This window comes from Bacteroides sp. 3_1_23 (genome assembly GCF_000162555.1).
GTDB lineage: Bacteria > Bacteroidota > Bacteroidia > Bacteroidales > Bacteroidaceae > Bacteroides > Bacteroides ovatus.
In genome coordinates this window covers 1,671,689-1,697,862 of the sequence record NZ_GG774949.1, presented here as the reverse complement: position 1 = coordinate 1,697,862, position 26,174 = coordinate 1,671,689, and the positions used below count along the sequence as shown (strand labels likewise).

Sequence of the window (26,174 nt, the reverse complement as noted above, 5' to 3'; positions counted from 1 at the left end):
GAAAACAAATTATGATTTTAGGATAATCAAATCAAAGTACATTAAACGAGTACGTTTATACTCTGGTTCTAGGTCTAGTTTCATGTATTCTATTTCATCTGCAATATTTTCAAATATAAATTTGAATCCATTACGCTGATAAAAATCTATCACTTTTTGATGATTGGCGGCATCAACAATAATATAACGGCATCCAGTCTTATTTAACGGATCAATAAACCAACCTTTTATAAAAGACAAGATTTCATCACCAATATGTTTTCCAGCAAAGGAATCAAATACAGCTAATTGTCCAACTAATACAGCTGGATATTGAGAGTTGCGTTTAATATTGGGTATTGGGCGATTTATTTTGTTTTTTATATTTTTAGGTAAGGACGAAACGGGCAACATTGAATTGGATACGGTAAATGCTGCAACTAATTCTAAAGAAGTGTTAGCCTTTACGAAACCGTATGATTTACCAAGTAATTGATTGTTGTAATTTTCAAAATCATTTTTGAAGAAATTTTCAATATCCTTATCGTGAGTGCATGAAAAGTCAGAACAGTTCTCTATTAGAGGTCTGCTCCATTCAACAAATTCGCAATTATCTTCGATAAATGTACCCACTATTTGAATTTACGAAGGTTTGATTTTTCCAAAATTCTTTTGGTCATTTCTACTTCACGCGAAAAATCAACGGTCCCTCGTTTTTTCTCATTCTCACGGGCAATCTTTTCAAATTTTTCTGCGACTTTGCCGGTTAATGTTGGTATTGGTTTGATATAAACTGCCATAAATCAATTGTTTTACGAGACAAAGATACAACATTAGTTTTACTTTTTCTTTCAGCATCATTAAAATCATCTTTATCAGCACTACTTTTAACACAAAGTTTAGTATCTACAGCAGCATTAACAAGAATACGGTGAATAACATTACTATTACCCACCGTATCGTTAAGTTTAATAGTAGTATTTACAGCACTCCTAACAGAAGCCCTATGACTCCCCAGATTATGTCATGCCAATCTGCCGCCCCTTTCTTTACCCATTTGTCTAAAACAACTTCTTTGGCGACAAGTATAATCAGAGTGATTAGTATGGCACTCCAAACAGGTATAAGGTATTTGAGTACATCATAAATCAAGATACCGGCAATCAGATGCTGGGCACCGTCCATTCTCATGTGGTTAAAGCAGAATTCATCTATTTTCTGCCTAATTCTTTTTAGAAGATCCATGTAATTTTTGAGGTTAATTTTTAATTTTGAGATGATGCTATCATATTAAAACCATTTCATACATGCCAAGGGTTTTGATATGGGTCATAAGATGTTTGAAAGGTTGCCATCTGCCAGTCTGTAAGAGGCTCTTTCTTGTTATCAATTTTTCTCGGAATTTGAGGATTTAATTTTAGCCTGGAAGCGTCTTTTAACCATTGCATAGAATGGTCGTAGTCATCTATTCGTACAGTGCTGATATTGTTCGGAGAAATCAGTTTGTGCAACTCGTATAATGACAGTTGAACCATGTGGCGTTTCAAGTTATAGTTTCTTGGGTCATGGTATTTGATATTCCTTTCCAGTTCCGGTACATCAGCATTGGGGTTGATTATAGGATAATAAATTTTTCCTTTATATTCTACATATTCGTGTTCTGACAATTCATAAGAATTGAGTGAAGGATCATATTCTCCAATCATCCCCCAGCAGTCAGATTCCATTGGATTGACCAGACAGTCATAATTATCCATTGTTAGCAAGGTGAAGAATTTGCCTTCATATTCTACAACTTCCCATTCATTGTATGGAACGGTGTCCCACTTGTATGTATCAACCATTTCCCAGGCATTAACTTCCGGAATACGAATATCGTTGAAGTCTATGCCATTGGCGATGTCACATATATATGTCCTTCCTAAGAACTTTGTCACATCTCCGGGACGATAGTTTTTCATCTGGCTGTATTGTTCTATTTTTTCCAAGTCAAGTATCTCTTCTGTTTCGTGCCAATAAGATATAGGACAAGGAGCTTTGTAGCCATTGATAGCTTGAATTACCTCGCATATTTCTCCGTCAAGGTAAAAATGACATCCTATAGGATAACTGATTCTTCGATCATATTCAAAGATGAATTTACCTCGATTTAGTTCGCGTTCAATTTCGTAATTTTCAGTAAGGTAATCCATAATAGATGCTTCAGCGGCTTGTTCTGCCTGCACAAAACAAATATCTTTCCCACGGGTAAGCTGCGATAAAGCATCCTCCGTAATGATACCCAGATAATCGTTTTTGTTTAAAAACCTTCTATACATAATTAATATTCAAAAGTGTTATAGACTGGTGCTGTATATGTTTCAATTGTTGTCTTTTGATTTTGGAACCGTCTCCATGAGTCGCAGAGAAACAATACCAATACATAATCCAAGATGTCCGATAAGTGCCCGTATTTTTCTTCTTTTCCACCCGTTTTGGGGTTTAATACTTTTTTCTTGGATTTGGTGCCGTCAGAGTTCTTCTGCTGGTATATCATATCTTCAGTAAATTTACGACACCGTAGGTCTGCCATGAATTTCCAACCGTCAAACCCGTTTAATATTGCATTGACAAACTCCAACCTGGTACTTTGTGGCGGCTGCTTCTGAAGCAATTTTATACGTGGCCTTAGCACATTATTTTTCATATTGTCCACTATAATAGTATAGTTGTTGACACCTTCTTCTGTTTGCGTGCTACGTGCTAATCCTGCTGGGTCTCCTGTTATAATTATTCCACCTATATGCTGATTCTGGAGGTGTTTGTCCCTTATTTTTTGAGATAATTTTGGGGTATTGTTTTCTTTGTTCTCTGGTTTACCTAAATTTTCTTCCAGCAGATATATTTCTTTCTTCTCATAATTAATCTGCAACTCCATCTCACTCATATATGGAGCGACATTAAAGTCCCATCCTGATATGATTGGTTTCATCGGATCATAAACTTTTTCCCGTAACCGTTCAATAAGATGTTTTTCGCCATCAAAATTCCAATATGCAGCCATAAGATTTGAGTCAACAAAATCCCAGTTTCCATATAAAAGCCTTTCTCGTGTTGCTCGATCTGTAATTTTGTTTAATGCTGCAACATAGGTCTGTACAAACTGAATATCCGGATTATCAAAAACAGAGAATGGTACGTATGCTTCGCCTTCTTTGCATAATACAGGATTTCCTTCATCGTCTTGAACAAAACGCGAACGTACCCAATTGATGCAAGGGTTGGTTGACATCATCATTCTAGCAGTTTTAAATGTTTCTGCTGTGCGCCAACGAAGACGAGAAAATAATACCTCAATAGCTCTTTCTGAAATCTCTGATACCTCATCTATGAATGCAATAGTATATTCTGAAGACCCGAAACGTTCAAAGTTTGGATCTGAAGGTAAGTCAACCATTTCTTGCATGATGATGACTGAATCATTCCAAAATGTCAATATCCCATCCAGATTGTTTATTTTGTAATTCACCCCTTCTTTTAGTCCCCATTCCTTACATACTTTCTTTATGGTATTCCAAGTAGAACCTTTCAAGCTCTTTAAGGTTTTACGAGCTACAACGGCACGTATATCTGGAAATCTCATACAGCTACTAACAAGCCAGCAGCTTCCTAAATAAGATTTTCCACCTCCGGCTGCACCGCCTCCTAAAATAAGTTGTGGTAGATTCTCAGAGCCGCATGATGTGCAATATGGTTTATATTGTGGGTTTCCTTTAATATCATGTCCGACCATTTTTTGTGATATATGCCCTCCACAATGAGGGCAATAGTCGGGTTGAAGTAATTTCCATAATTCATATTGTTTGGGAGATGGCTTGAAATCAATTTTTATGTTTGGTGCTTTTAATCCTACAGCCATATTGTTAATTTAAAACAATAAATGGGAATCCGTACAGTAAGACAGATTCCCATTCGTATGGAAGATATGATTGTGAGTAAAGAAGTAAGAAATCAATTTTGTGCTTCGTTATAGATGCGTTCAACTACAGCCCACATTTCATCTGGCATTTGTTGTTCTGCAATAGCTTCACAAGACCTACGCATATAATCCAGTTCTTCTTTAGAAAATTCTACCACTAATGGGGTTTCTGCGTCTTTTTGAACGTTCCATTCAATTCGCTTTTCTTCCTTTTTTTCGGCTATTTCATAGTCCTTTCTGTCTTGCTCTGAAATAGCAATTTTTCGGGCGATAGACTTTTTCAAATTAAAATCCATAAAATTTCCCCGTTCTGGAAAAATAGAAGGAATAAGCAATCTATCTTTAATATGTAAATCCATAACTTCTTAATGTTTTATCAAGAATAGTCTTTTGCTATAGAGGTGGTTGTTATAAATGATATGATTTTTTGATTTTAACAAGAAATATTGTTATTAGCATTGTAATTATTGCCGATAGATAAATCTTATCTTTATGTAAATCCCACCAACTTAATTCTATAGTCTTTCCTGACGATTTGCTAAGTTCATTAACCCTTTGGTATAGAGAGTCTAGCTTGGATGATATTTGTGAAATGGATATTGATAATGTTTCAGCTGATTCTGTATGCTCGGTATCTTGTTTGTTTATATTAGTTATGCTTTGCTTTATTGGATATTGTTTCCCGGTAGAGTCTGGCATTGATAAATACACAGTTTTATTTTCTAACTTTAAATTACTCAATTTGTCTGCCGTTACTTTAGATTGTTTGTCAATATCCATGTGAAGAGAATCCAGTGAGTTGCGAAGTTGTTGCAGTTCACTGGAGTAATCTATCTGTTGTTGATGCTCCGTATTTTTAGAAGTAGCGCATGAACCGAGTAACAGAATACAAAGAATACAACTTATGATAGTAATTGGTTTCATACAATACTGATAGTAATTGGTTCCCCTTTTTTTTGTGCCTCTTCAATCTTTCTGTTAAGGCAATCAGAAGTATATCTTGATTCAGATAATCGACCTACCGCTGAATTTTTTCCCACTAAAATACAACCAGCACTGTCTGCGGCAGTATTGCCACTATGTATGAGAATACCTTCAAAATGAGGAACGTTTAATAATCTTGGGAGATTACGACCAAATTTTGGAGACCAATTATAGATTATCTTATAAGTACCATACGGAATTGCCGACTCTCCATAAACTTTTTTTTCTCCATTATCGAATATTCCATTTTTATTTTTATCAACTATTTTGTCTTCTAGTGTATTACAGAAAAACTCATTGTTGATATATAGTCTGCCAATTGTATAAGCCTCTTTTGGCCATAGACGTTCTAATCTTAATTCCATAGTCTTAATCATTTATTTGTGATAGTAATGTGGCTACTTTTATGCCACTGCTTCTGATATGTTTTCCAACCAGTTGTTTGTCCATCTTTTTACCGTTACAAAACGATAGACCAATAATTCCAGCGGGCTTTTCTCCATCATACAATGTTAATAAGGCTATTTCGCTAATGTCGTTGGCTTGAAATTTGTAATACAAGCGTTGGTCTATTTTTTGAATATCATCCAACCCACCATAAAAATATCCATCGTCCAATACTTTTGCCACAAGTTTGTATTTTGATAAGCTAAAATCCGCATAGTCTTCGTCAACATTTGATATACTATCCCTAACTTCTTCAATTCGCATCGAACCGAAAAGGAATGGCAATCCTGTTGTCAGATTTTTACTTCCATTATGAAATTCTATTAACCATGCCCGGTCAGCATTAGTGGTAAATATCATTTTAGATAAAATATGGCGAATATTGGAATCCGCAGATAACCTTGTATTTACTAGATGGTCATGTTGGGCAGTTGTTATTTCGGACATGCGATCCAAAAGATACTTTGGATTTAATGCGAAAAATATGATGTAACCGCTTAAAAACAACAGAAATAGTCCTTTTATAATGCTGAAAAAGCCATATCTCTTTTGTAGGTTAAGCAATTTTTGAAGCCATCCGATGCCTTTATCCAACTGTTCCATATTAATGTGAAGTAATTTGTACTGATTGGATTGGGATAAACCATTCTAGTTCATTTGCAAATGGCTCATTTAAGCGTACCCATACGCCTTTTGTTTTTTGATTTTGATTCTTTTTAATAATAACCCCATCCCTTCCAATTAACTTTTTCAATTTCCATTCTTTCAATAGAGGGGAGGCAATGATTGTAATTTTTCGTCCTACCATTTGTTCTTTTATTCAACATTATTATCATTATTAGATTGAGGAACAATGACATTGAAAACAATACCAGAGTCACCGTTACCTTTCAATTCAACTTTACTTTCTTGTGCTACCTTTACTGGATACATTTCCATTAAAGCTTTTGATGCTTGCACAGCTACAGAACGTAATGGAGCTGGTGATAGCTCTGTGCCTCTTCGATCTGTATATTTTGCTGTAGAAGTTTCGTCTATAATATGCAGTAGTTTTTCTGTTAGACGAGCTTTTAGGTCGGCTGTTTCATAATTAGCGATAGCTCGCAACTGATTGATATACTCTTGTACATCATCCCGTGCCATTAATTGTTTTGCCTTTCTTAAAGAGGTATGACTGGAATCATAGAATATATCTTCGTAGCATTTGCGAGCATTTCCGGCATAAGGGTCACAGCCGAAAATGAATAACTCGCAAAAATCAATTTCTTGTTTATTCAACGATTCTGGTTTCTTTAGTTCCATTCTTTAATTGTATTAAAGCCCAGCCGATATGTTCAACTGGGCTTGGTTTACTAAGAATAGCTAGGAAAGGTCTTATGAGTTTGTTTTTTCAACGTTACTTTCTAATAAATCTTGCATAACAACCCGTCTGAATAGGTCCTTGAGTCCATCTAGCATACTTTCTATATCTGCAATATTCTGTAACTTATCCCGATTAAAATTTATTTGTAAATCATATCCGGAAATTTCCATAATAGTTTCATGGGTATCTTCGGTTTGTACAGCCAGGATTCTTCGGTCTGAAAGAGTGTTGAACACTACTTCTGGCTCCAGTCCAATTGATTGCGCTTGTTGCTTTTCTTCTTCTGTTACCATATTTTATATTTTGAAATGAACACGTGATTTTTCTGTTTTGGTCATAACCATACTACCATCATCTATGCCGGAAGCATTACGCATCCTTTGGGAACATACCATAGCCACATTGGTCGTTGCTGTTACATCAGCATCTGCATCATGGGCATCATCTAGTTCGATACCAAATTTTTCTGCCATGATTTCCAATTTATAACTGCTCATGCCATCTAAATGAGATAAAGCCAATTGTCCTAAAACGATTGTGTCTATATATAAAGGCTGGAAGTGCCCATAGAAATCTGTTTCTCCTCTCATTAATTTGGCAAATTCTTTCATTTGTCCTCCATATTCCATTAACTGTTGCATGAATCCTATATCAAATCCAATGTTTTGACCAATTAAGAAGGGTTTTATGTTGCGACCTTTTGATAATATGTTTTTGCGGATAAAATCAATAACCTCTGCCGCAACTTGCTTGATGTCCATACCAAGAGATTCTAACATATCCATTGTTATGGCGGAATAAGTCAGAGCTTTTTCTTCATATTTCATGGGCTGTTCATCGTCTTTATCAAATTTACTCTTCAATACTTTACGTTTAGCCACACCTTTATCCGGCTGTTTATTATATGGGGATATGTATTTTACATATCTGTCAATTGTTTCAAAAGTATCTATACGTACTGCATGGATTGCAATCTGGGTACATGCGCAATCTTGGCAGTCCAAACCGCCAGTCTCAAAGTCTAAGGTAAAAGCCACGATAATTGGCTTTTCGTTATTAGGAGTTGCCATATTATTTTAATAAACTTAATGTGAGTTGTTTAACTTTTTGTTTAAATTCTTCGAGTGAATAATTATTATGAATAACATAATCATATTCATTTAAAGGTATCTCTATACGATTCAAATCGCGTTCACATCGCTGTTGGTCGATTCCACAATTTATACGATCATCCATACTTCTGTCGATATATACAGAAAATATAATAAATGAGTTTGGAAATTTTTCTTTTAAATATTTCAGACCTTTTTCATCAATTACGTATGTACATATCTTCTGCTTTGCCTGTTGCAATGTAGCCCAATATTCATGTTCGCCGAATTGTGTATAAGCTATCATTTCAGACATTTGGGGCTTGTCTTCCGGAGTTACAAACCAATGTTCTTTTCCATTTGTTTCTTCTTCCCTCATGGGACGTGTTGTATATGATACTATTGTTGGAATGCCGTTTTCAGACATGATGTTTGCCATTGTTGTCTTACCGCTTCCAGATGGTCCGACAATAGTTATAATAATTGGTATATTTGCTTTTATTTTCATAATATGTCTATAATTGAAGATTTATATAACTGAAGATTGTTTCCACCTGTATAGTCACTGTACTTGACTTGGGCGGAACATATAAGCATTTTGTTCTTTGCACTGCTAAGAGAACCACCCTTACAAAGTGTTGCCCGGACATTCATCCATTCATCATTCCAGATGACCATTTCTACCAGATCATTGTTTTGTTGAAGTAAAAGTTTGCAGAAAACTCGATTCTCACCTGTTTTCTTGTCTTTAAACTTTTTCTCCTCAATATCTACAATGTTAGCACAAATAGCAACGCGTTTTCCATCATAATCGGGGTCTTGTATGTTTTTTAAAAGTGCCCAAGATGCTTTTCCTTTTATTTTGGGCTTTGCTTCTGAATTGTCATAAATACGTTTATAGTCGATAGCTCCAATGCCACTAATTGCGATTTGCTGTTGACTCCAGAAATAATGTTTGTTTCTCAAATCTTCCGGTATATCTTTTTCGGATATTTCAAAACCTAAACATTTTGCGGCTTTTTCTAAAATGGCATATCGTTCTATGACTGATTGGGCATTTTCTACTTTGTCAAAACATCCGGATAATATTAAATGACGGACATGTCTTGCATTAACTGGGCATTTAGTAACTTCATTCGGGTTGTCTGGATCATCCCAATATTTGTACTGCTTTAATTTATACCGGAATATTCGTTCTATAAAGTTTTCAATAGAACTAAATTCTCCGCGTACATTTCGTTCGTTTATAATCCATTCTGTAGCTTTAGCTCCCAACATTTTAATACGAGAAAGAGACCAAAAAATTTTATTGGTTTCATAGTCTGTAATAAAGGTTCCGCCACTTACATTTATATCTGGTGGAACTATTTTTGCTTCACTGCATAGTTCCATCTCACTCATTAATGTAGGAATTTCATCATCTTTAGCCCATTGAAGAGCTATGGTATAAAAAGCTGTAGGGTAATTGGCTTTGAGGTAGGCTCCGGCATAGGCGGTAACAGCGTAAGCGGTTGCATGACTTTTGTTAAAAAGATAACCACCAGCTACCTCAAACATGTGCCATATTGCTTCTGCATCTTCTTTTGGGCAACCATTTTCATTAGCTCCGGTCATAAACTTGTCTCGTAAGGCAAGAATCTTATCTACTTTTTTCTTGGATATAAGTTTTACCAATTTAACACCTTCACCTAAACTGAATTTTCCAACTTCACGTGCAATTTGTGCTAGCTGTTCCTGGTAACACAGCACACCATAAGTATTCTTCATGGCATTGTATGTTCCCCATAGATATACAGGATCTGCATCTCCCAATTTGCAGTCTACATATTTATCTGTAGATCCGGAATCTAGTGTTGCTGGACGAAATAAGGCATTGGCTGCGATTAAATCTTCAATTTTATCTGGTTGCATACTTACCAGAAACTTAGTCATCCCTTTAGATGAAAACTGGAAAATATTTTGGGTATATCCCTTTTGTAGTAGTTGATATACTTTAGGATCATCTAGTCCGCTTTGCACGATATTTTGAAAAGTAATATTGGTATGATATTTATCATTACATATATTGATGACAGCTTGTAGTTTTGATAATTCCTTGATACCAAGACAATCATTTTTTAGTAATCCCTGTTCGTCTAATGAATAACCGTCAAATTCGGAAATCAATACACCGTCTATTTTCTTTATAGGGGTAAAATCAAAGCACTCCAAATCTTTTCCATCTTTTGAATCTGGGGTTACTAGTAGGGCAGAGGCATGAACTGATGAAGAACGAGGTTGCCCCATCAAAGTACGAATATCTTCAATTACTTGTGGGTATTCCATTATGAAGCTATGTACCTTTTTATTAGTAGCAGCCATTGTAAACAGGTCTGTCCAGCTCATATTGTCATCTTCAAATATAGCTGTGATATAATTTACAATATTTACCGGTACTCGATGTACACGCGCTACATCTTTAAGAACTGCTTTCAACTTTAAAGTCGTAAAGGTTCCGGCAGAAAACACACGTTGTTTACCATCATGGTTATAACGGCGTTCAATATACTCTTTTACCTCTTGTCTACGGTCTGATTGGAAGTCTACATCCACATCTGGAAGGGAACCTCCAGGACCTTGCAAATAACCACTGTCCACAAAACAATCTATGGCTTTCACCTCTGTTGAAGATGTTTTATATTTAACTGATATGACTTTCATTTTTAATTAATCTAACCGTTTACCATAATAGTTACCTTCTGATTTGTATGCCCTTTCAAAATCAATTAGAGCATATTCTGGAATAATCATTTGTTTGGTGATAAAAGCATCTGAAACGATGCCTTCCAGCGTTCTACATCGGCTAAGGGCTACATATAGTTGTCCAGGACAAAAAGTATGTGATACATGAATGATAATTTTATCGAATGTAAGTCCTTGGCTTTTATGAATGGTAATGGCCCATGCCAATGTTAATGGGAATTGAGTACATGAACCAATTTCTTCTTTTACAATCTCATTATCTTTTAAAGTATATTGCGTATTACTCCATGTATAACGCTCAAATTTGATAGTCCGGCCATTATCCATACGTACTGTAATTACGTTATCTTCTAATGCGGTCACAATTCCAAGCATACCATTATAATAACCCTTTAATGAGTCGTTAACTAATGACATAACTCTTGCCCCAACTCGAAGTTTTAAATGTAAATCACATGGTATAGATGATTCTGGGAACTTATCCTTGATAACTATATCATAGTTTCGTATCTCTTGTTCCCCTAATTTGTCGGCATTAATTTTCTCAACATCAGCTTTGTGTGTACAAATATGGATGTATTCGTTATCATAACTGCTACTGATTTTGCGGTCTTTCAATTCGCTTAATAAATCCAGTTCATCGGATGTTACCTGGTAATTACGAATATTGTTGAGTACATTAATAAATTCAGGTTCTGTTTGCCTGAATATTTTTGTTAGCTCTACAATGTGGAAACCTGTGCGTTTGAAAACTAAGGCATTGAAAAAGAAAAAGCCATCATAAAAGTCAGACAATATTTCTCTTTCTTGTTTCTTTGTTACTGGAGGCAATTGAAAAAGATCGCCAAACATTATCACTTGTACACCGCCAAATGGTTCATCGCTTTCGTAAACCCACCTTAGTTTGCGATCAATGGTGTCCAGAATATCTGGGCGTACCATGCTTATTTCATCAATAATCAGCAATTCCATTTTGAGCAATAGTTCTACTTTGTATTCTGAAAATTTGTTTTCCAGTCGGTCGTAAGGTGTAATGGGTCCAAAAGGAATGCCAAATAGACTATGCAATGTAACGCCCCCTGCATTAATCGCTGCTATGCCTGTTGGGGCAGCTACAATGCAATTCTTCCCGGATTTTTCAATTAGATATTTTAGAAATGTAGTCTTTCCAGAACCGGCTTTACCTGTTACGAATACATTATTCTCATCATCCTGAATGAGATTCATTATTTTTTGCATCTCTTCTGTCAAAATCATATCTTCCATACCTTTTTATTTTTCGATTTTTACATATAAATTGCAATGACAAACATCATGTTCTCTATACGAGCTGCACGGACATCGTTTGTCTTTGGAGTCATTGTGGCATGGACACTCGCCATTATTGGCTTCACATCTTTTGAGGATGGCATTAACTACCTTGTCATTGGGATTTAAATCCCATCCCACTTTTCTTAAAATTGGAATCATAATCAAATTTCGTTTAGAGTAAATAAAAGATCTCGATTATCAAATTGAATATCATCGTCAGTTTGCAGTTCATCTGCATATACTACAATAGGATCATCCATTCCGGCACGTTTCACAAGTAACTGTGCGTCTTTGTCTATTTTATAAGTTTTATGATTTTCTAATGTAACTTCGATATATTGATTGGAATCTACGTCATCTCCAATAATGGTCACATCTGAAGGGTATAGTCCTGCACGTTCTGGAAGAAGGAAGCGTTCAAATAACAAATCGTATTTTATTGGATCTATAAGTGTTATTCCCAATAGGTATAAAACTAGACACCCTCCAGCAGAACCACGTCCGCATCCCACTAATATTCCATTTTTGCGTGCCCAATTAACAGTATCATATTGTACGAGCATGTAATCTACGTTGTTGGTTGATTCCAATACATAAACCTCATAATCTAATTGTTTGCGATATATATCTTCTTTACCTTTGGGGACCAGTTTGTTGAACCCATCTTCCAGCAAATCCAAAAACATTTCATGTCGGTTGGCGTACTTTGATTTTTCATTGTCAGCCATGTCATATTGAGGCATAAAGTTGCGTTCAATTTCATATCTAGCTTTTGCCCCTTCAGCAATTTTGACTGTATTTTCACACGCCCAATTGAATATATCCTCTATGTCCCATTTGTGTTCATCAAACAAGCCAGACATAGTAGTCCAGTGTTCGTCCAAGTCCTTAAAATATTGGTCATCACTTTGTTCATGTGCTGCCCCTTCAGCAATTTTGTTAAGGATGATTTTGTTTTTTGCATCATCTTTGTCCAAATAATAGCAGTCACAAATTAATACTGGAGGAAGATCGCCTGTATCATAAATGTAGTCAAAGTAACATTTTGTGGCATCTAGTACTTTAATATCAATACGTTCAGCTTTGAATTCCGATAAATCTAATTGATAAAAGCAATCGTCAAAACTATCGAAAAAACGGTCAAGATTATTTCCTATTTCTTTCAACCAAAATGACGCGTATTTGCTAAATACAATTATATTACCGGTTCCATGTTTTAGAAGATCTTGTAAATCAATGATTTTATTTTCAGAATCTACATTAATACATTTTTGAATTCTAAGCAAATTTTGAAGTCCTTCTTGTGACTGACAGTATATTTTGGCATCTATCTTTTCGATACCATCAGTGAATGTAAGTGAATATCCAAACACCCATTGGATGCCAGCAGCTTCACATTCTTTTTGAAGAATAAGGGTTGCTGCCATTGTATTGTAATCGCAAATACCTAATGCGGATTGCCCTAAGTATTTGGCTTTTTTTATCCAATCTGTTAGCGAGAAACTTCCATTGAGCAATTCAAAAGGGGTATGTATGCCTAAGTTTACAAATTCTTGGGCATGGTTTAATGGCTTCCTATCGCCTACATACTTTAAAATTTGAAATTCAAAATCTTTTCTTGTATCGTAATAATACCAGTTGTCTCCAAATTGAAATACTATATAATTAATGCCTTCTTCTTGTAATGTTTGGATGTTTTCCATTGTATTGAACTTGATGTTGTTGTCAGCATCAGTACGGAAGATGGACTTAATCATACTGGTATCTTCATAGTACATTTTACCAAAGCCCGTGATTTCAATAACATCTTCATCTATGATATTGAAACACATCTTATTATTATCTAGCCAATTTAATAAATCAGGATTCATATTTGAATTTTGTTTAATTTATATTCGGTTAAAGTTTTCAGTCCGAAAGCGAATGTGTCATATATCTCCCAAAAGTCCATGCTGTCGAAATCTTGGCTGGAATCTTCTATATCGGCAACATAGCAATCAAAATATTCATTTAGTTGATCACCTGTCTTTTTTATAGCTTCTGTAGCGTCTCCATCATATCCAATGACTATTGTATGAACCCCTTTTGCCTGTAACTTATAAATTTGTGTATCAGAGATTTTCTTCCCGAACGTAGCAACAACAGCCACAGATGGGTTATTATACAGGTTTAATTTTCGCGTAAGTGCAATGACATCAAACACTCCTTCTACAAGAATTACGGTATCTGTTTCGTCTTCAATTATACTATCATAGTTGTATAATAATTTAACAAAATCGTTTTCAGTGCTATTCCTATAACGCATAATTTGGAATTTTCCATTATGACTTGCTTTACGGTTGTATTCATCAATATCAGCTTTATCCCAAATATGCCGGGAAATATACCCAACAATATCTCCATTGTCTATAATCGGAAATATTACATAATCATCAAACTTGAAGTTCATGTTACGTGTAGTGCCAACAGGAAAGAAATCGTAATCTTCTTCAATAAATCCACGTTTTCTTAAATACCGATTAAAATGAGTGCGCTTATAATATTCAGGCATTTCCACAACACACAGAGAGTCATCTATTTCCCTGTCATCGTTTTCCAGAAAAGAGAAATCATTAATTTTTTTATCTCCATCAAGATCAAAAGTATCTGTTATAATTAAGTCCTGACGGCCTATATCTGTTAGCAATTGCTCTAATGTCTGGGTTGAACGTCCACACGAAAAGCAGTGTGCCATAAAAGGCTTTTTCCTTTCGGTTGCTTTACCTATATATATACCGTATTTCCCCCCTTCATGCCCACAATAGGGGCACTGGGGGACAATCAAGTTCTTTCCGCTACCATCCGGTTTTGCATGTAGTTCAATAGAAAGTTCTTGGATTATATACTCTTTTTCTTCTTTACTCAATTCCATATTACGCAACTTTGCTGATATTTAATGTTCTTGCTCTGTCATAAAAACATTCGTTATCATAATCTGTAGCAATTTTAAATGGGTCTCCTTTTTTGAAGAATCGTGATTTTGCAACATTTAGGCGCATGACATTTTCGCGCATTTCATTGATGCTTTGATTAAGAGTAATAAGATGAGTCATTGGTCTGCTCAAACCTTTGGCTTCTGAACAATTATATTCAGTCAATACATTTTGTTCATCGTTAAGCCACTCTCTATTTTCTATAGTTGCCTGATAAGTCACAACCATCCAGACATTTTCGTCACCTGCCAAGTCCTTTAAATCATTAGCTACAGCAACTCGTTTGTGGCGTTCTCCATTTTCTGACCATCTACGTCCGCTGGAATCTGTTAGCAAATCCATAGAATCTATGATAACAACGTCTGGAGATATGCCATAGATTTTTTTGTATTCAGCAATACCATTTTTTATATCAATGGTAGACACTTGATTAGCGAACTTTGGAAAGGATTTGACTTTTAGGGTGCCAGACATTGCTTTGATTTCTTGTATCATTCGTTCTAATTCCCGGTCTTTTAGTGTACCAGTACTATAACGATAAGAATTACAGGAAACCAATGATGCGGCATAAGCATCCACAACTTCATCTTCAGAACCTTCTAACTGGAAATGAAGAACGTTTAATCCGTCTATTTGAGAGGCGCATTTTCCAATCCAACGTGCGGCATGACTTTTCCCAACACCAGTAGGGGCTAAGAGGCATGTTAATTGAGTACGTAAATCTCGTCCACCGTTCATTTCATCCAGACCATCAATATAAAATCTGGTGATTGGTTTAAATCTTGACTCTTGATTGTGTTTTTCTCTATTACGTCTAAAACGGGATTCAAAGGTTTCGACTACATCAACAAAAGAGTTTTGACGCAAGCTGAAATCATTTTGCCATTCTGCAAATGATTGGAGCAACTTCATTGCTTTGTCACGATCCTGTTTTGCATAAAGTTCACCTATCTCTTTGTAAGTCTTTTGAAATTTTACTTGTCTTAGATAATTTTCAAACTGTTCCAATATAATTTCCGGTTCAACTCCTTCGGCGCAGTCTTTTATATCTTCTAAAAGTGCTGAAACCTCTCTGTTGACAGAAACTATCTGGCTGATAATATTAAGGGTAGGGGATGATTTGTGTTCTGCGAAGTATTTGCACAGATACCCCTGCAATGCTTGAAAATCTCTACCAGGCAGGTACGATTTCTGCATATATTCACACACTAAGCTACATACATAGTCGTATGTAAAACAAGCGTAATATAATTCAAATAAGAAATCTTCTGTTAATACGTTATCTTCTTTCGCCATATTCTTCGAGTCTTATTCGGTATAACTCTGGATATTTTATCGCGGTTTCTTGCTTGCATTTCTCGACATTTGTGCATATTTGACATGCTGGAGAGAATGGACTCCACATCAATGTGGATGTAGAGCATATTAGAAACCCAATATCTGTGTTGATACTCCGTTTCTTAGTGCATTCCTCAGATGGCATATAAATATACTTAGACTGAGGATGCTCTTTTTTACAGATTAGTGAATTTAGATAGGCTCTGGTTAGATTGGCTTCAGATAACCATTGGTCTTCCAGATATTGCTTGGATTTGGAAGACATTGATAGATATTTTTGAAGAGCGGTAGTCCCAAATGTTTTTGGAGCTAATGTACGTTGATATTGGGCATTCCTGTTTTTATGAAGCTGGAATACACAATAGTCTACAAGTCGTGAAGTATTAAATTCTCCACCACAAATTTGAGTAAAGTTGACAATAAATTTGGATAGTTGGCGTTTGGCTTGCCCTCCCTCTGGGAATGAGAAGGAGGGGTCTACCAAACGCTTGGCTATTTCTGTATATACTGTCTTAATCTGTTTCGTCAGTCGTTCTTCTTTTTCCATCACGAGTCAATAGTTGTTGAAGTTGTTGACGCGCCAAGAATAATCGACTTTTGACAGTTTCGATATTGCGAGATTCTAAGGCACCGTTCCGATATTCGATTTCGGCAATTTCTTTGAGTTTATATCCTGCCTGTTGATACAAAAGTGCGCTTCTGTATTGTGGTTTCAACTGTTTTAATGCAGCTAAAACATCATCGCTGTATAACTCTTGATAATTGTCAATACCCATTACGTTAGAGCTTACTTCGTCAAAATCTACAATAGATTCACTGGAAGAAAATGTTTCCACATCGTTATCATCACTCAACATGTCTTGATGCCTTTTTTTACGTTGATCCAAATCAAAAACACATCGTTTGGTTACAATATGGAGCCATGTTTGTACAGAACGCTCTGGATTATATGTCTCGATATATTTATACATGTTGGTAAGCACTTCTATGTAATTGTCTTCTATGTCAGAAGGATTAAAAGTATAGCGCATACATAACTTGTATATCATTCGGTTGTACGGTGTTACGTATTTATCAAATAGGGCTTTTCGCCGTGCAGCTACTTCATCACTTATTATTATGGGTTCTGTGGTAACTGCTGAGTATGTCTCTTCCACGCCTCTTGAACATTGAGCACAAACAAGTGATCCGAGTTCATCAATTTGTGGACTTTACAATACTTCTTCCACTTATTATTACTAGAGATAAAATTACTTCTTACCTCGTTGTCTGTTGGCTGGGGTTGTTTACTAAGGAATTCGTAAAAATCTCCTAGCAAGCTTCCTAGCATCATTAAATGGGGCTGGCCTTCTCTTTGTTGCCTACGCCTTATGTTTCTTGCGTAACTCATTTTCTGTCTAAAGTTTGTATATTCTTACATAATATTTGAAGATGTGGGTTGCATCAGCCATGTTGTCATCGACTGGTGTAATATTCCATCGTTTGATGCAATATTCAATCATCTTCTTTTTGTCAGCTTTTCCGTCACCGGTAGCCCATTTTTTTACTGTGCTAACGTTTATGAATTTTGGTTCCGGGAGTCCAAGCTGGGCGCATATCAGATATAATATGCCTCTAAATTCGGATAGTTTTCGCGCTGCAATGAAATGCTTTGAAACGCATACATCTTCGGCGATAATCAATTTGATGTTGTATTTTTGGATAAATTCAACCAGTGTGTCATAAAACATTTTATGTTGCTCGGTCGCATTTTTGCCTTTTCTTTGGGTAAAATTCCATGTTCCTGATTCATGGGTTGAGTAATATCCACAGTGCTCTGCTATATCTAATGCAAGCACATTATCACGTGTAATTTGATTTATTGACTCATTTTTAATGTTTTTTGATTCGTTAATCATTCTATGTATGAAACGCCATTAAGTTTATTGACTACAGTCTTGTATGGGTAGCCTTCAGCTATATTTCCATGACTGACTACCAAAGATGTAATCTGTAATTGATTGAGGGCATCAAAAATGTTGGAAAGCCCTTGTTCGTCAGTGGCTTCTAATATTTCATCAAGTATCAGGAGATCTAGTCCTTTATCGTCATCGCAATTTACATTGGTAAGTTTGTGCATTGCCAAAATATTAGCTAGATTAACTCTTGCTTTTTCACCTTCTGAAAATTTATCAAAAGAGCCACAATCTACACCATCGCGAATAAGAGAAATGGAAATCTTATCTCTGATTTTTCCGCTTTTTAAGACTGTAAAACCGGAAAATGCAATACGAATGTCACTACCAATGGCTTCCAGAAACTCGTTAGTTATGTGACTAAGAGCATCAATTTTAGTATTAGCCAGATGGGTTTTAAATTCAATAAAGGTTGCTTCTTGCTCTTTATATGAATTTAATTTTCGTTCAATAGTTTCTTTTTCAGAAATGGCTAATACCAATTCTTTCTCATATTTTTTCTTGTTGGCTTTGAGAGATTCTATCATGTCAGTTTCGGAAGAGTTTTCGATGTCACGAATAGATTCTTCGTATGACTGAATAGCTCCATTAGCATTGTTAATATTCAACTCGGCCTGCTTTGCTTCGTATTCTTGCTTTCTAATAGCTTCATCTAATATTGCATAAGAATCATCAAATAAATTAGTACGCGCATCATCAATGGATTTCTGAAGGGTATTCATTTGATGCTGGAGAGTTTGCATTTTATTGGTTAAATAAGACGTATTACGTGATAATTCATCCAATGCTGTACAAGTCTCGGTAATCTTATTCGACCATTCTATTTTACTACGATTCAATTCATCCTGTTCTTTACGAGCTTCGCGTCCTTTTGTTGTAATATCTGAAATGCGTTTTTCATTAGCCTCAATATTTTGGAGAATGTCTTGTGTCTCTCCATTTCGGTCTTGCAATCTTAGTTTAACCTCGTTTATATCTACATCATTAGCCAATGTGAATTCATGTTGGCATTTAGGACAAACGATAACTCCGGCAAGTTGTTTTTGGAGGCTGGCTATATCTGCTTCCAACTTAGTCCTTTGTGATCTAAGATTACTATTCTCGGCATCCAACTTTTTAATAGAATCCAATAATTCATTTATTTGATTCTCAATTTTGGTGGATTTCTTTTTGAAGTTTTCTTGAAACTTCTCATGTTGTTTTAACAGCTTCTCATAAGAGGATTTGGCTGTTGCAATCTTTTTCTCATGCTGAATCAGCTGTTGTTGTACATTGGAATATTCTGTTGTAACAACCTCCAATTCTTTCTGATTTTTAATTGATATAGCTGCAAAATCCTTAGGTAATGGCAAAGCGCATGAAGTAAAACGTTCTGAAATAATTTCAAAACATGCACCAGTATCCTTTTTACTGTTTTCCAGTTTTTGCAATACTTCATCTGTTTTATCATATTGTTCCAGTAACTCGTCACTTTTATTTATGAGAACATTTTGCTCACGGATATAAGCTCTTTTCCCAGCAATAGCTTCATTCCAGTTTGCTATACGTTCAGCTTTCTTTTGTGAACGCTCTGTTGATTCTGTAATAGCTGTGTTGATTTGCTCTTGTAATGTTTCAACACGTCCGGTATGATTCGCTACATTCAATTCTGCTTGTTTTAATGATTCTTGAATCGGTATCATATCCTCTTGTAATGCAGCGATAGATTCATCTACCATTACACCGTTACTGAAACGATTAATGATTTCTTTTTTCTCGCGATCAGAACTGGAGAGAAATGACGAATATTTGTGCTTAGAAAGAATGAAGTTTGAGAAAACATCATCTTTTGTCAGCCCCAGTGTTTCAAGTATAAATTTATTGTAATCTGCAACTCCGGCTTGTTCTATATGTTTTATGTTACAATCAATTTCATCATAATATATAGAAACTTTGATTATCTGTGCTGTTTTACGGGAGATAACACGTTTAATAGATAAGTACTGTCCTGTAGTATTGTTTTGAAACAAAAGGGAAACAGTCGCTTCATCCTCCGCATCATTGATTATCTCATCCATTTTTATTCTACGAAGTGTCTCTCCGGTTATCCCAATAGCGATTGCTTCTAGCATAGCAGATTTTCCGGAACCATTTGAACCTTGCGAATCATTATCCATATTGTTGCCAAAAATCAGCGTTGTATGTTTTTGCAACAATGTATAGTCCAATTGCTTAAAAGCACATAGGTTTTTTGCGTAAACTTGTCTTAATGTCCACATATTAACTGATTTTATCAAGGTATTGTAACCCCATTTCTATATTTATGATTCCTTTGTTAGCACAAAAACTGGTATATTCTTGCTTAATACCGGATTTGTCGAATTTTTTATCTAAAGAGTGGGCTGTTGTTTCTGTGATTTCCACATCTTCAGTAACAATTTCCACTTTTGAAGACCCTGCTTCCAGAAGTTTTTGTTTATCAATACTTGAAGCTTCTTGGCTTGTACAACTGATTCTTGTTTTAATCTTGTATCTTCCATCCGCTTTCATATCATCCAGCTTATCAATTAGTTTTGAATTGATTTGACTAGCTTTTATGTCCAAAACTTTGTAGCGAATATTGACTTGGTTCTTTATGAATTCATGGCTACCATCATCATATATAATGGTATAGCCCTTTTCTTCATCTTCGCCAAAATTATGTTGCCTGGAAGAACCTATGTATTCAATGTTGGTACCTTTGATAATACAACGATTGTGATAATGTCCTACAAGAACTGTATCAAAATCACTGAAAATGTTCGTGGGCAGTTCTTTTTCATTAGGCGTGCTAAGTGCCCCGTTTATTCCTTCGTGAATATATAGGATATTATGTACAGACGCGTTCAATTCCGCCTTTACCATTTTTTTCAGCCGTTCTACGAAACTTCCGTTTTCTGGAAAATAGCTCATTATATATAGTTCTACATCGTTGCTAATATTAATAATCGAATAGTCATCAACAACATAGACGTGGGGGTATTCACTAAACAAATGACTATACCCTAGAACTGATTCCTGGTCAACTTTACAATGATTTCCTTCGGCAACGGTAATGGTTATTCCGGCTTTAGTGGCTTTTATGATAGCTTGGCGAACAGCCATGAGTGTGCTAAGTGTTTGAGAAGAGCGTGATAACCACAAATCTCCACCAATTATCATATCTTCAATCCCATATTGATCGCATATATATAAAGCCTCGTCCCAGTTTTTTTGAAATTCTGGAATATTGTCTTTTGATACATGTATATCATTCAACAATAAGGCACTTGGTATTTTCTTGCTCATTGTGATTCAATTTAAATAGGGACATATTAATATTAGTTAGATATGTCCCTATAATGCTAATACAAAAATGAATTATCTTCTTCTACGTTCAGGACGTGCGGCTCTGCGTTCACGGACTGGGTTTGCAGCCGGTTCATTGGTGTCGTCATTATGTTCACCACGTCTACGAACAGTATGAGTAGGAGTGGGGGTTGGTTCTGGTTCCTCTTCCGGTTCTGGCTCTAAAGGCGTGTCTTCCGGTTTGGTGTCGTTTTGTGTATTGTCATCTTCGTTGTTGCTGCCATCTTTAGCAACTTCCAACGCGTCTTCAATGTCATTCAGCAAATCTTCATTTGTTTTTCCACGAGTGACACGGACATTTAGCTCATTGGCATCAATATATTCGCGAATTGCATCACGTAAGTCTTGCCCTTCTTCGCTCTTATCACCAATACCGCGTTCATTTAGTTTTTCCCAGAGGTTCCACAATGAATCCAGTTCGTTGTCTGATGGTTCCTCATTATCACCGCTGTTACGTTCTTTTTTGTCAAAAGAGAAATGGGATTTATCATCAGGGTGAAGCTCCATTTTAATCTTTTCAATAGCTTCTGTGATCTCTTTGCTGCTCATCACATCCATTTCCATTTTAGCATCGTATTGCTTCAAGAACTCAATGGTAGCCTCCATGTGGAAACGTGAGTAACGATAAATAGCTGCCGGGATACGCTGTGTTTCCAACAACGAACTGACTTCCTCTTCAGATAGAGGTTCGGCACCGGAAATTGTATCAATGTTGAATGTGTAAGTGGTTTTCTTGTTTTCCTCTTTACGAGTAATTTCTACCGGGAAAGCATCTTCCAAAGAAGAGATAGGGCACAAACATTTAGGATTCTTTTCCAGAAGCTTCTTCCATATAGCCAGTTTGCGATCCTCCAAATCTTTGTATTGTGAATAAGACAGGATAAGTAAATGAATACCTTCTTCACGGTTGTCCAAATCTAAAATATACATGGCACGTTGAGAGTTCCATTTTAGACCACCATCAAAGCCTGAACCTTTAATCTTTTTCATCAATTTTTCATCACTGCCATACTTATTTTCAGCAACTTGAAGATAAGTGTCAATTAGGTCTACAGATAATCCGGCATAGCTGGAATGACAGATATTTACAAAGAACTGTTTGTCTTTTTTTCCTGTTGGACGTGGGTTGTCCAGTTTCAACACCTGTGTTTTGACCGGATATTCGTACCCCTTACGTTCTAATTTGTAAGAACCGTCTGGTTGCTCGGCTGGTGCCAAGGGAAGGATACGCACAGTATAAGTTCCTGCGGAATCCATACGGAAATGTTTGGTACGTTGAAATGATTGGCTCTCATCGGTACTTTTTTTTACCGCCTCTTCATAAGTTTCTTGATTCTCCGCAAAGAGGGCATACGGATTTTTAATCATCTCTTCCATAAAATGAAAATTATTTGTTTAATTTAGAGAGGGGAAGATTCCACTGTTCGGTATAAGCTCCAGCCCAAAGTTCTTTTGCTTCTGGCATTTTGGTTTTATCTTTCAACATAACCTTAATACCCCATTCAGTGTTTACATGATGAATGATTCTCTCAATAACTTCATTCATCTCACTTGCTTTTTCATTTTTGAGGTTAAAGTATTCATACTTTTCACCTCCGGGAAGATCACAGACATGAATCGGAGCATAAATTTCCTCAAAATATCTGTATAGGGCATCTACTGGCGGGTGTGTAGGCAATTGTTCTGAAATTGTCTTCAGTACTACGCCAAATAGATACTTCAATTGTGGTAGAGATTTGTTTTTGGTATCGTCCATAATAAGAATGGTGTAATCACCATCTTTCAAATTTCCAATAGCCAATTCGATCTCTTGTTTTGCTGCCTTATTGTCTTGCACAATAAGACGTGCTTGACCATGCAACATACTGTCATTTTTCAAAGAACACTGCAAAGATAATTGTATCAATTTAACTATCAAAATAAAACCAAAAATATTTTTTTGAATAAAAATATATATTACTGTATTACAGATATATAATATATATTTAATTATTATATTGATTATTTGTAAAATAGGAAGTAATATCAAATAGGTTAATATCATTCTCCCTTTTAACAACTTGATATAATCTTTGGTTAGTGTTCGGATTATTAAGAGGTCCCTTGCTGGATATATACGGGCCTAATTTAATATAATGAAAGAAATCAAGTTTGATCTCTTCGGATAATTTATCTCGTCCAGAATACCAGCCAATTTTTAAATTAAGATAGTTATGATAAAGGTATTCGGCTAATTTATTTATATATGCCGGATTTGCATCACCGCCCATAAATAATATAGCTGTTATTCCTTTATTTTTGCGTATCAATTGTTGAAGTGCTTCTTTTGTTAATGATTCTCCTATATCCTGTGACAGATAAGAAGAGTGGCACCCGATGCAGGCGCATGGGCAACCACTTATATTTATTGCCAAAGTAATTTCATTAGGCAATTCTTGAAACACTATTTTTGTATCTACATATTTCATACCTGGGATTTACCATCACTATATATACGGTTTCTAGCCTCTTGTTGTCGATCACTTCCAAATGCTTTAGTTGGGCGTAAATATCCGATAACTCGTGTATATTGAGTAATATTATGGCTACCACAACAAGGGCAAGTATCAATGGGTCTTTTTATGATTTTGCCACAATCTTCACATTTACTGTTTGGTATATTAAAGGTAAAGTAATTGGTTCCATTGGCTATGGCAAAATCAATTAATTTCAGATACTGCTCTTTTGATAAATGATCTTCCAAATTAATGTGAGCTGCCGAGCCTCCATCAGTGTACTGATAGGTTTGGTGCCCATGTAATATAAATTTGTCTAGTATAGAAGTGTCATCATGGGCATTGTAAAAATATGAGTTATATAAATTCTCATCCTCTGGAACAACATATCCATCTTCTTTATCCCATTTATAATTCTTTCCTCCCAGTCCTTCTGCTGGCACAACTTCTGAATTAAACAAGAAAGGTCGTTTCCTGTCATGGATAGAATGCAGTTTATTTTGTTCTTTAATAGTGCCCAAAATGAGTTGAAGAAATTCAATATATTCCGGGTTATTACTTACCTTCATTCCCAAGAATCTAGCGGCTTCATTCAACCCATTGATGCCTATGGTGCTATATAATTTACTGATATGAATATAACCGCCATTTGAAGCGGCAAACATTCCCTTGTCTTCGAGGTCGTATAACATTGTCTTGAAAGCAATATGATACTTATAGACTCTTTCCAAAATCCTAGTTACATAGTTCTTTAAATCATTTTCAATTGCTGTTACACGTAAGGGATTGCCTGTAAGTTTCTTGCCCTTAATTAAAGGTGTGCCATTTAATGTGTGGGTCAATGCCCAATCTTGAACGATTCTGTTGATATTCAAAGTAATCACATTACAACTACCTGTCATAACACCGGTCAAGCCAGAAGTGGGGCTAAAGGTATTTTCTGCCAATTCATTTCTAAGCCTACAGCATGATGCAAGGCTGTCTGCACTATCGGAAATATAAGTAAAGAACGAGTGTCCTTCCGCATACATTTCGGCACAAAGTTGTTTGTAATTTAGGTCGATTATATCATCGCCATTGTGGACCATCGCAAAAGTTTCTACCGGAAAGGTTAATACTTGCTTTAAACGTATTTGATTAAACCATTTCATAAACATACGTTGCAATGTATCAATAGCTATCCATTCAGGCTTACTTCCATCCGGATAACAAAATTCTCCAAAGAGAGATGTGAAATATGTATGGTCATAATAAGAAATATTTGTAAATGGGCTTTGGTAGCTACGATTTCCGGCTGGTTGGTTAACACCCCACACAAACTGTTTGAACGCTTTCAGGATATTATCACGTACTGTTCTTTTAATTAAGCAATGTGGTGAGGAAGCCTCGCAGTCCAGTTTTTCATACCATTTATCTCCGAACTCTTTAACTACATAATAATTTAATGCAATGAAATATTCACCTACGGCTACCGCTCCTTTACATTGGGAAGAAAGTAAGAATATCAAGTTGGTTATTTGTCCACTAAACGACTGCAAATCGTTAGGCTCTGAAGGAGTAACACCATCAATATTGCCTACACCTTCTGTTAGTAATGGATACAAACTAACTGCCATACAATATTGTTTTAATACTGGCGTAGATGCTTCATCATGTGTATAAATAATATGATTATCAAGATCTGTTTCGTATTGCTTTGCCACTTTTGGAAAGAGGATGTTCAGCTCATCTTTCATACGTTGGCGTTGGATAATTCGATTAGTAGTTTTATAGACTTCACCTTCCAAGTTAGCTACATTTTTCATAGTTACATTAGCGTTCCCATCGGTTTCTGATGAAGAAGCTGCATTGTCTGTTGATTGACTATATTGATTCATATAATCAATACGTTCTTTGACAAAACGCGTACTTTTACGTTGTTCACGATATAGAATAAAAGTCTTGGCTATATCATAATATCCAAATTGCATTAATGCGCGTTCTACGTAATCTTGGATGGTTTCTACAGATACGGGAACATTAGTGTAGGTAAGGCTAATTGATTTATCAACCGATTCTACAATTGCTGGATCGTATTCAACTTGTTTGCTATCAAAGGCTTTTTTTATCGCATTTCCTATTTTTTCTAGGTCAAAATCTACAATTTGACCTGTTCTTTTTTGCACTTTCATAA

At 35.7% G+C, this 26,174-nt stretch carries 29 protein-coding genes; 1 reads left to right on the top strand and 28 read right to left on the bottom strand.

All coding sequences use genetic code 11. The annotated features are described in order from the left end of the window. Positions 1–9: 9 nt before the first annotated feature. The 16 genes from HMPREF9010_RS17640 to HMPREF9010_RS17705 all read right to left on the bottom strand — a co-directional run bounded on the left by HMPREF9010_RS17640 (position 10) and on the right by HMPREF9010_RS17705 (position 11,830). Positions 10–612: a GNAT family N-acetyltransferase gene (locus tag HMPREF9010_RS17640; protein ID WP_008647905.1), complete on the bottom strand. Its 603-nt coding sequence runs from the start codon at positions 610–612 to the stop codon at positions 10–12. Beyond that, the gene (locus tag HMPREF9010_RS26310) at positions 612–779 is read right to left on the bottom strand and encodes a hypothetical protein (protein WP_008647903.1); all 168 of its coding nucleotides are present in this window, start codon (positions 777–779) and stop codon (positions 612–614) included. The genes HMPREF9010_RS17640 and HMPREF9010_RS26310 overlap by 1 nt, the downstream gene beginning before the upstream one ends. Positions 780–960: 181 nt before the next feature. Next, positions 961–1,170: a hypothetical protein gene (locus HMPREF9010_RS0124200; protein WP_008647901.1), complete on the bottom strand. Its 210-nt coding sequence runs from the start codon at positions 1,168–1,170 to the stop codon at positions 961–963. A gap of 110 nt (positions 1,171–1,280) precedes the next feature. After that, entirely contained in the window at positions 1,281–2,297 is a 1,017-nt protein-coding gene (locus HMPREF9010_RS17645; protein ID WP_008647900.1) for a hypothetical protein, read from the bottom strand. A gap of 2 nt (positions 2,298–2,299) precedes the next feature. Beyond that, positions 2,300–3,877, bottom strand: a complete 1,578-nt coding sequence (locus tag HMPREF9010_RS17650) for a phage terminase large subunit (protein ID WP_008647899.1) — start codon at positions 3,875–3,877, stop codon at positions 2,300–2,302. A 92-nt stretch (positions 3,878–3,969) separates the two neighbouring features. Further along, a complete protein-coding gene (locus tag HMPREF9010_RS17655) occupies positions 3,970–4,296 on the bottom strand; it encodes a hypothetical protein (protein ID WP_008647897.1) in 327 nt (108 codons plus the stop codon). Between the two features lie 49 nt (positions 4,297–4,345). Beyond that, positions 4,346–4,861, bottom strand: a complete 516-nt coding sequence (locus HMPREF9010_RS17660; RefSeq protein WP_008647889.1) for a hypothetical protein — start codon at positions 4,859–4,861, stop codon at positions 4,346–4,348. After that, a complete protein-coding gene (locus HMPREF9010_RS17665) occupies positions 4,858–5,286 on the bottom strand; it encodes a DUF5675 family protein (RefSeq protein WP_032846307.1) in 429 nt (142 codons plus the stop codon). Before HMPREF9010_RS17665 ends, HMPREF9010_RS17660 begins: the two co-directional genes overlap by 4 nt. A 4-nt stretch (positions 5,287–5,290) precedes the next feature. Next, the gene (locus HMPREF9010_RS17670; RefSeq protein ID WP_008647886.1) at positions 5,291–5,971 is read right to left on the bottom strand and encodes a hypothetical protein; all 681 of its coding nucleotides are present in this window, start codon (positions 5,969–5,971) and stop codon (positions 5,291–5,293) included. 1 nt (position 5,972) lies between these two features. Further along, positions 5,973–6,176, bottom strand: coding sequence for a hypothetical protein (locus tag HMPREF9010_RS17675; protein WP_008647885.1), 204 nt, complete (start codon positions 6,174–6,176; stop codon positions 5,973–5,975). Positions 6,177–6,184: 8 nt separating this feature from the next. Next, positions 6,185–6,670: a hypothetical protein gene (locus tag HMPREF9010_RS17680; protein WP_008647884.1), complete on the bottom strand. Its 486-nt coding sequence runs from the start codon at positions 6,668–6,670 to the stop codon at positions 6,185–6,187. A 72-nt stretch (positions 6,671–6,742) separates the two neighbouring features. Continuing rightward, positions 6,743–7,024, bottom strand: coding sequence for a hypothetical protein (locus HMPREF9010_RS17685; RefSeq protein WP_008647883.1), 282 nt, complete (start codon positions 7,022–7,024; stop codon positions 6,743–6,745). A gap of 3 nt (positions 7,025–7,027) precedes the next feature. Next, positions 7,028–7,801, bottom strand: coding sequence for a PolC-type DNA polymerase III (locus HMPREF9010_RS17690; RefSeq protein WP_008647882.1), 774 nt, complete (start codon positions 7,799–7,801; stop codon positions 7,028–7,030). Between the two features lies 1 nt (position 7,802). Continuing rightward, a complete protein-coding gene (locus HMPREF9010_RS17695) occupies positions 7,803–8,330 on the bottom strand; it encodes an ATP-binding cassette domain-containing protein (RefSeq protein ID WP_008647879.1) in 528 nt (175 codons plus the stop codon). After that, the gene (locus HMPREF9010_RS17700; protein ID WP_008647877.1) at positions 8,327–10,522 is read right to left on the bottom strand and encodes a hypothetical protein; all 2,196 of its coding nucleotides are present in this window, start codon (positions 10,520–10,522) and stop codon (positions 8,327–8,329) included. Before HMPREF9010_RS17700 ends, HMPREF9010_RS17695 begins: the two co-directional genes overlap by 4 nt. Before the next feature lie 6 nt (positions 10,523–10,528). After that, positions 10,529–11,830: an ATP-dependent RecD-like DNA helicase gene (locus HMPREF9010_RS17705; protein ID WP_008647876.1), complete on the bottom strand. Its 1,302-nt coding sequence runs from the start codon at positions 11,828–11,830 to the stop codon at positions 10,529–10,531. 48 nt (positions 11,831–11,878) lie between these two features. Between HMPREF9010_RS17705 and HMPREF9010_RS26690 the strand changes: the two genes are divergently transcribed. Beyond that, on the top strand, positions 11,879–12,001 hold the full coding sequence (locus HMPREF9010_RS26690) for a hypothetical protein (RefSeq protein WP_255342287.1): 123 nt from the start codon (positions 11,879–11,881) through the stop codon (positions 11,999–12,001). 35 nt (positions 12,002–12,036) lie between these two features. On the opposite strand, the gene HMPREF9010_RS17710 is transcribed toward HMPREF9010_RS26690, so the two are convergent. From HMPREF9010_RS17710 to nrdD, 12 genes are all read right to left on the bottom strand, one after another. Beyond that, positions 12,037–13,746: a PHP domain-containing protein gene (locus HMPREF9010_RS17710; RefSeq protein WP_008647875.1), complete on the bottom strand. Its 1,710-nt coding sequence runs from the start codon at positions 13,744–13,746 to the stop codon at positions 12,037–12,039. Continuing rightward, positions 13,743–14,786, bottom strand: coding sequence for a toprim domain-containing protein (locus tag HMPREF9010_RS17715; protein WP_008647874.1), 1,044 nt, complete (start codon positions 14,784–14,786; stop codon positions 13,743–13,745). Before HMPREF9010_RS17715 ends, HMPREF9010_RS17710 begins: the two co-directional genes overlap by 4 nt. A gap of 1 nt (position 14,787) precedes the next feature. After that, positions 14,788–16,143 (bottom strand): DnaB-like helicase C-terminal domain-containing protein, encoded by a 1,356-nt coding sequence (locus HMPREF9010_RS17720; protein ID WP_008647873.1) that lies wholly within the window; start codon positions 16,141–16,143, stop codon positions 14,788–14,790. Continuing rightward, the gene (locus HMPREF9010_RS17725; RefSeq protein WP_225684202.1) at positions 16,127–16,732 is read right to left on the bottom strand and encodes a hypothetical protein; all 606 of its coding nucleotides are present in this window, start codon (positions 16,730–16,732) and stop codon (positions 16,127–16,129) included. Before HMPREF9010_RS17725 ends, HMPREF9010_RS17720 begins: the two co-directional genes overlap by 17 nt. Continuing rightward, complete coding sequence (locus tag HMPREF9010_RS17730) at positions 16,698–17,342, bottom strand: RNA polymerase sigma factor (RefSeq protein WP_050396634.1); 645 nt, start codon at positions 17,340–17,342, stop codon at positions 16,698–16,700. The genes HMPREF9010_RS17725 and HMPREF9010_RS17730 overlap by 35 nt, the downstream gene beginning before the upstream one ends. Before the next feature lie 240 nt (positions 17,343–17,582). After that, a complete protein-coding gene (locus tag HMPREF9010_RS17735; RefSeq protein WP_008647870.1) occupies positions 17,583–18,083 on the bottom strand; it encodes a crossover junction endodeoxyribonuclease RuvC in 501 nt (166 codons plus the stop codon). Next, positions 18,080–20,398: a hypothetical protein gene (locus HMPREF9010_RS17740; RefSeq protein WP_008647869.1), complete on the bottom strand. Its 2,319-nt coding sequence runs from the start codon at positions 20,396–20,398 to the stop codon at positions 18,080–18,082. Before HMPREF9010_RS17740 ends, HMPREF9010_RS17735 begins: the two co-directional genes overlap by 4 nt. A 1-nt stretch (position 20,399) precedes the next feature. Beyond that, positions 20,400–21,446: an exonuclease SbcCD subunit D gene (locus HMPREF9010_RS17745; protein WP_008647868.1), complete on the bottom strand. Its 1,047-nt coding sequence runs from the start codon at positions 21,444–21,446 to the stop codon at positions 20,400–20,402. A 72-nt stretch (positions 21,447–21,518) separates the two neighbouring features. Next, positions 21,519–22,883: a hypothetical protein gene (locus HMPREF9010_RS17750; RefSeq protein WP_008647866.1), complete on the bottom strand. Its 1,365-nt coding sequence runs from the start codon at positions 22,881–22,883 to the stop codon at positions 21,519–21,521. Positions 22,884–22,893: 10 nt separating this feature from the next. Further along, on the bottom strand, positions 22,894–23,550 hold the full coding sequence (locus HMPREF9010_RS17755; RefSeq protein ID WP_008647864.1) for a hypothetical protein: 657 nt from the start codon (positions 23,548–23,550) through the stop codon (positions 22,894–22,896). After that, the gene (locus tag HMPREF9010_RS17760) at positions 23,492–23,974 is read right to left on the bottom strand and encodes a 4Fe-4S cluster-binding domain-containing protein (protein WP_008647863.1); all 483 of its coding nucleotides are present in this window, start codon (positions 23,972–23,974) and stop codon (positions 23,492–23,494) included. Before HMPREF9010_RS17760 ends, HMPREF9010_RS17755 begins: the two co-directional genes overlap by 59 nt. Further along, positions 23,971–26,172: an anaerobic ribonucleoside-triphosphate reductase gene (gene nrdD / locus HMPREF9010_RS17765; protein ID WP_008647861.1), complete on the bottom strand. Its 2,202-nt coding sequence runs from the start codon at positions 26,170–26,172 to the stop codon at positions 23,971–23,973. The genes HMPREF9010_RS17760 and nrdD overlap by 4 nt, the downstream gene beginning before the upstream one ends. Between the last annotated feature and the right edge of the window lie 2 nt (positions 26,173–26,174).